The sequence below is a fragment of the Mesorhizobium sp. P3_A9 genome (genome assembly GCF_056402975.1).
The window spans coordinates 1-6,888 of sequence record NZ_JBFUGJ010000312.1 but is presented as its reverse complement, the minus strand read 5'-3'; the positions used below and the strand labels follow the sequence as shown (position 1 = coordinate 6,888).

Annotated in this window: 3 protein-coding genes; 2 read left to right on the top strand and 1 reads right to left on the bottom strand. The window is 66.2% G+C overall.

Annotated features, from left to right (window positions below):
• On the top strand, nucleotides 1–5,660 hold a 5,660-nt coding region (locus AC1DX0_RS28185), incomplete at its 5' end, for an autotransporter outer membrane beta-barrel domain-containing protein (protein WP_477357677.1).
• A gap of 36 nt (nucleotides 5,661–5,696) precedes the next feature.
• A complete protein-coding gene (locus tag AC1DX0_RS28180; RefSeq protein ID WP_477357674.1) occupies nucleotides 5,697–6,278 on the top strand; it encodes an invasion associated locus B family protein in 582 nt (193 codons plus the stop codon).
• 53 nt (nucleotides 6,279–6,331) lie between these two features.
• Here AC1DX0_RS28180 and AC1DX0_RS28175 read toward each other — a convergent pair.
• On the bottom strand, nucleotides 6,332–6,888 hold a 557-nt coding region (locus AC1DX0_RS28175), incomplete at its 5' end, for a phosphopantothenoylcysteine decarboxylase domain-containing protein (RefSeq protein ID WP_477357672.1).

The window sequence follows — 6,888 nt, the reverse complement described above, 5'->3', positions numbered from 1 at the left end:
TGGCGCAGTCGATCGGCGGCGGCGGCGGCAATGGCGGCGGTGTCGTCGGTCTCGGTCTCGGGGTCAACATCGGCATCGGTGGAAAGGGCGCCGGCGGCGGCGCTTCCGGTACGGTCGACGTCATCAACGCAGCCACGCTGAGCACGGGCGGCTACCAGTCGCACGGGCTGCTGGCGCAATCCATTGGCGGCGGCGGCGGTTCTGGCGGCTTCAGCGTTACGGCGGGCGGTCCTTCCTTGTCCCTTGGCGGCTCTGGTGCCGCGGCCGGCACCAGCCAAAAGGTGTTCGTCAACAATTCGGGCAAGATCGACACGGGTGGCGACCTGTCCAACGGCATCTTCGCGCAATCGGTCGGCGGCTCCGGCGGCGATGGCGGCTTTGCGCTGTCGGCCGGACTGTTCGCCGCGGTCGGAATCGGCGGTTCGGGCGGCGCCGGCGGCGAGGGCGGCATCGTCGAGGTCATCAACAACGCTGACATCACCACCAAGGGTGTGCTTTCCAACGGCATCCTGGCGCAGTCGGTCGGCGGTGGCGGCGGCAATGGTGGCAGCACCGGGGCTGTTGCCGTTGGCGTGTTTGGCGCGGCAGGCGTGGCGATCGGCGGCGGCGGCGGCGACGCCAACCTCAGCAAAGAGGTTTCCGTCACCCACAAGGGCGACATCCATGTCGGTGGCGCCGGTTCGAAGGGCATCCTTGCCCAATCGGTCGGCGGCAGCGGCGGCAATGGCGGCAACGCCTATTCCGGCGCCTTCAGCGCCGGCTTCTATGCCTCCGCCGCGGTTGGCGTCGCGGTCGGCGGTACCGGCGGCGACGGCGGCCCCGGCGGCAAGGTCACGGTCAAGGCGGACGGCAACATCATCGCCGATACCGACGCGGTCGGTTCGGGCGGCATCGTCGCGCAGTCGATTGGCGGCGGCGGCGGCAATGGCGGGCGCGCGGCGACGATCGCCGGCGCGGTCAGCAACGGCGTCAGCGTCAGTCTCGGCGTGACGGTCGGTGGCTGGGGCGGCGACGGCGGCCGCAGCGACCTGGTGATCGTCGACACCGGCCTCAACGGTGGCGGCAGCATCGTCACCAGCGGTTATCAGGCGGTCGGAATCCTTGCCCAATCGGTCGCCGGTAGCGGTGGCAATGGCGGCGATTCCTGGGCGGCGGCTGGCGGCTACGGCGTCAATGTCAGCGTCAATGCAACGGTCAGCATCGGCGGCGGCGGCGGCGACGGCAATGTCGGCGACGACGTTCTCGTTCATAACGCCATGACGGTGCAGACCGCCGGCGACATGAGCGCGGCGATCCTTGCCCAGTCGATTGGCGGCGGCGGCGGCAATGGCGGCTCGACCAATGGCGCGACCGCCGATCTCGGCGGTGGCGAAGGTGTCAATGTCGCTGTCAATGTCGGCGTTGGCGGCGGCGGCGGCACCGGTAATTTTTCCGGCGCGGTCGACGTGACCAACAGCGGCAATCTGACGACCACCGGCGATTTCTCGTCAGGCATCGTCGCCGAGTCGCTCGGCGGCGGCGGCGGTATGGGCGGAGCCAGCAACGCCAAGGCGTTCCATCTCGGCGGCACTAGCGAGACGAGTGTCACCGTCAATGTCGGCATCGGCGGCAAAGGTGGCTCCGGCAACGATGCGGCAATGTTCCGCCTGGATGATGGCGGCAACGTCATCGGCGCCGGCGTGCATGTCGACAATTCCGGAGTGATCCGCACCCAGGGCTTCAACTCGATCGGTATCCTGGCGATGTCGGTCGGCGGCGGCGGTGGCGGTGGCGGTGCGGCCTCGACCGATGAGGAGATCGTCGGCGGCGGCAGTGAGGGTGAGACGTCCGTCGGCATCGGCGCGGCCATCGGCCTGGCCGCCGGAGGCGCCGGCAATGGCGGCACGGTGTCGGTCACCAACCGAAGCCTGATCGTCACCGACGGCGCCGATTCCTACGGCATCTCAGCCAATTCCATTGGCGGCGGCGGTGGCGTCGGCGGCTCGGCGACATCGGGCGTCATCGGCAAATATGCCATTGGCGGCGCGCTTGGCGGTGCGGGCGGCGGCGGCGGCAGTGGCTTCGAGGTCGACGTCTTCAATCTCTCCACAGCCGAAATCTGGACCAAGCAGGAGCGGTCGATCGGCATCTTCGCACAGTCGGTGGGCGGTGGCGGTGGCGCGGGTGGCGCTGGCCAGAGCACCGGAAAGACCGATGATTCGGAAGTCAGCGTCAATCTCTCGCTCGGCGGATCCGGCAAGGTCGGCGGTGACGGCGGCAAGGTCGTCGTAGAGAACAGCGGCTACGTCCACACCGAGAAGGCCTATTCGCACGGCATCATGGCGCAGTCGATCGGCGGCAGCGGCGGCGTCGGCGGTGCTTCCGGCACGTCAGCCAAGGACTCCAATGTGGCCATTACGCTCAGCCTCGGCGGAGCCGGTGGCGACGGCGGCAAGAGCGATTTCGTCCATGTCACCAACTTCGCGTCGGGCGTGATCCTGACCAAGGGCGACAATTCGTACGGCATCTTCGCACAATCCGTCGGCGGCGGCGGCGGTTCTGCCGGTGCCGGCTCGACCGAGACAGGTAGCGCCGAGACATCGGTGACGCTGGCGATCGGTGGGCTGGGCGGTACCGGCAGCCGCGGTGGCGACGTGACGGTGGACAATCACGGCCAGATCACCACGCTTGGCTACCTCTCGCACGGCATTTTCGCGCAATCGGTGGGCGGCGGCGGCGGCGCGTCGGGCGCTGCGGCCAACACCTCCGAGGCCGACATGACGATCGGCGGCGCGGTCTCGCTGCCAAGCGGCGACGGGTCGAATGGCGGCCATGTCACGGTGAACAATGACGGCGTCATCGAAACCTGGAAGGACGGAGCGATCGGCATCTTCGCCCAGTCCGTCGGCGGCGGCGGCGGTTATGGCGGCGTGGTGTCGGCCGACACGGCAGGCGAGAATTCCGTCGCGCTGCAGCTTGGCGGCTTCGGCGGCAATGGCGGCAATGGCGGCCAGGTCGACGTCACCGTTTCCGGCAGCATCATCACCCATGGCGAGCGCGCGCATGGCGTGGTCGCACAATCGGTCGGCGGCGGCGGCGGCTATGGCGGCGATGCCAAGGGCAAGAGCTCGAATGCGCTGGCCATCGGCGGTCTCGGCGGCAATGGCGGCGACGGCGGCGATGTCACCGTCATCCGCACCGGCACGATCACGACCACCGGCAAGGATTCGATCGCCATCATCGCCCAGTCGGTCGGCGGCGGTGGCGGCATTGGCGGCGCGGGCTTTGGCCGTTTCGGCGCCGATGACGATGGCGGTGGGCCAAATGCCGTCGGCTTCAACACCCCCGGCGGCACCAAGGGCACCGGCGGCAAGGTGACGATCATCCAGTCCGGCGCCATCGAGACCGATGGCGACCGCGGCCATGGCATCGTCGCCCAGGCGGTGGGCGGCGGCGGCGGCGCCGGCGGCATGGATTCGCTGGCCATGGGCCAATCGGCGGCCGGCTCGCAGGGCGGTATCGGTGATGCCGCGGCGGCGTCGGCAAGCACCGACAGCCGGGTCTGGGTCAAGGGCGCAAGTTCGTATGCGATGTTTGGCCAGAGTGCGACCGGCGACGGTAACGCTCACGCGGTCGACCTGACGGCGGGAGATAGCCTGTTTGCACAGGGCGCGGATTCCGTGGCCGCCTACGGCGAGAGCACGGCCAAGGGCACCAAGGGCAACATCACCATCAACCTGAACGGCCAGTATACGATCGGCGGGGCGGGAACGGGCGTGGCGGCCATGCTTGTCGGCGGTGCCAACAACACGCTGACCAACCACAGCCTGCTCTATGCGATGGGAGCGACGCCGACATTCGAGATCCAGGCTTCGCAGTTCCAGGCATTCAAGGCCTTCCTGCTGGCGCCGGGTCCGGTGGTGCCGACAGATGCGATCCTGGAATCGCTGCTGGACGATTTCAGTCCGTTCGCCATCACCGGCACGTCGGGCGACGACCATGTCGACAATTCGAAGGCGGTCGCCACGCTCGGACGCGTCATCGGCAATATCGATCTCGGCGGCGGCAACAACAGCTTCCACAATTTCGCCGATTCCTCGATGGTCGGCCTCAAGACCATCGATCTCGGCGGCGGGCTGTTCACCAATGACGGGCTGTATACCAACCAAGGCATTGGTGTGGTCGCTAAAGTCGATGTCGGCGGCGGCTTCAAGCAAGATCTGTCCGGCGACTTCGTCACCGATGTGGACCTCAACAACCAGATCACCGATGCTCTGGCACTGACAGGCGCGGGCAACTTCAACGGCGAAGCGCCGTTGAACTTCCTGTCGATTGACAAGCTGTTCACGGAATATGTGGTGGTCAAGGGTTCGGCGATGACCGATGCCGGCATCGAGGCGAAGACCTTGCATCCGGCGGTGGGCTTCAACTTCCAGTTCAAGGTGGACAACGGCACCGATCTGGTTCTCTACGCCGACAACAAGACCTTCCTGGAACTGGCGCAGGATCCGGGGTCCGGCACCACCGATCCCGGCGTGTTCCAGATGGCGCAGTATCTCGACGACGTCGAGGCGGCCTCGACCCCGGACAACCCGATGGCGCGGTTGATCAACATGCTGCGCTTCCTGCCCAACGAGCAAGAGCTGGGCGCCGCCTTGACCCGGCTGACGCCACACTATGCCGTGCACACGTTCGACATGATCAATCGCGAAGCCGACATGATGCTGGAGTCGGCGCGCGAGTGCACCGGCGTGCCGGCCTACAAGAATCCCGATGGTCGCTGCGTCTGGGCGTCGATCAGCCCGCAGGCGGAGTATAGCCGCGATGCCGGTGCGGGGACCACAAGCCGCGACGACATCCTGAAGACGATGTCGCTTGGCGGCATCGGCGAGGTCGGCCAGAACTGGTCGCTCGGCGCCACCATCGGTCGCACGGAGTTCGACTCCAAGATCGACTTCAACGGGGATTTGCTGTCGGAAACCACCGGCGAGGCCTGGCAGGCCTATGCGCTGGCCAAATACGCCGACAAGAACTACTTCGTCGACTTCGCGCTCGGCGGCGGCACGGGTTCGTTCAAGGGCGAACGCGACACTCATCTCGATCAGGTCGGCTTCATACCGGGCGAAACGCTGGTTGGCGACTACCTGCCGGAGGAATTGCTTGAGGGTATAGGCAACAGCGTCACCTATACGCAGAAAACCGCTATGTTCGGCGGCTCGGCACGGTTGGGTTTCACCAAGGAAATGGGGGCGTTCTATCTGCAGCCGACCRTACAGTTCGACGCGCGCTGGTTGCGTGTTTCGGGCAAGGAGGAAGGCTCGGTTGCCGGCTTCAATTTCGACGGCAGCGCCAACACGTACTATTCCGCAACGCCAGCACTCGAGATCGGCACCGACATTCCGCTCAGCGACATTGCCAGCGTTCGCCTCTACGGAAAGGCCGGGGTGGAATTCTCCAACAAGGAGTGGGACATCGAAGGCCGCTTCGCGGCGGCGGAGAATCTGCCCGGCAACCCCGCATTGCACTTGACGGAAGCGATCGATTCGCCGCTCTATCGGGTCGGCGCCGGCCTCGAGTTGAATGGCGTCAATGGCGTCGGCATGTCCGTCAGGTACAACGGCGCCTTCGGGGAAACGGTCAAACAGAATGCAGTCAGCGCGTCTTTCAAGGTCAGTTTCTAGGCTGGCTCGAGACGGAGCCGGGCGGGAGAGGTCTTGATGAGGAAATACGCGTATTTCGCAGCGATGCTGGGTGTTGCCTGCATTGCCGGCCTGCCGGCGGTGGCCGCGCAGACCAAGGGCGACAAGGTCGCGGCGGCGCCCGCGCCCGCCGCCGATGCGCCGCAACTGCCCGGGGGTGCATCGGCTCTGTCCGAAACCCATGGCGACTGGACGGTCAATTGCCAGATATCGGGCACGAACAAGGTCTGCAGCCTGTCGCACCAGCAGTTCAACAAGCAAASCAACCAGCGSCTGCTGGCGATMGARCTGTCGAGCAAGACCGGTGACGATGCSRYCGGCACCCTTGCCYTGCCGTTYGGMCTGGCSCTSGCCAAGGGCGTCACCCTGACCATCGACGACCAGAAGCTCGACGGTAGCCTGGCGTTCAACACCTGCCAGGTGGTTGGCTGCCTGGTGCCGGTGGCGTTCGACGCAACTGTCACGCCGCTGCTCAAGAACGGCACGACGCTCAAGATCGACGCCTTCGCGGCCGATACCGGGCAAGCGGTGAGCTTTTCCGTTCCGCTCAACGGCTTTAGCGGCGCACTCGCCCGCACAGCGGAGCTTTTGTCCAACTGACGGCTGAGATACCGGCAACAGAGTGTTGGCGGAAGGGTTTTCCCGCCAACACGTCAAACAACGATCGTCTTCAACCGTTCGGCAATGAGGGCGGCGAGCCGCGCCGCCACCTCGTCCTTGGTCATTTCGGGCCATTCCTCGACGCCGGCCTTCGACACGATCCGCACCCGGTTGCGATCACCGCCCATCACGCCTGAAGGGCCGATGCCGCTCTCGTGCGAGACGTCGTTGGCGACGATGAAATCGGCGCCTTTTTTCCTGAGCTTGGCCTCGGCGTTGCGCAAAAGATCCTGCGTCTCGGCGGCGAAACCGATGACCAGACCGGGTCGCCGGCTGTGATGGCCGACCCCTGAAAGGATGTCGGGATTCTCCACCATGCGCAGCACCGGCGGGCCTTCACCCGCCACCTTCTTGATCTTCTCACCGGCCGAATTCTCGGTTCGCCAGTCGGCGACGGCGGCGACGAACACGGCGGCGTCGGCGGGCAGAAGCTGTTCGACCGCATCGCGCATCTCCTGCGCCCGCTCGACATGGATGGTCTTCACACCGGTCGGGTCGGCAATGCTTACGGGACCGGAGACGAGGCGCACATCAGCACCCAGCTTGGCCA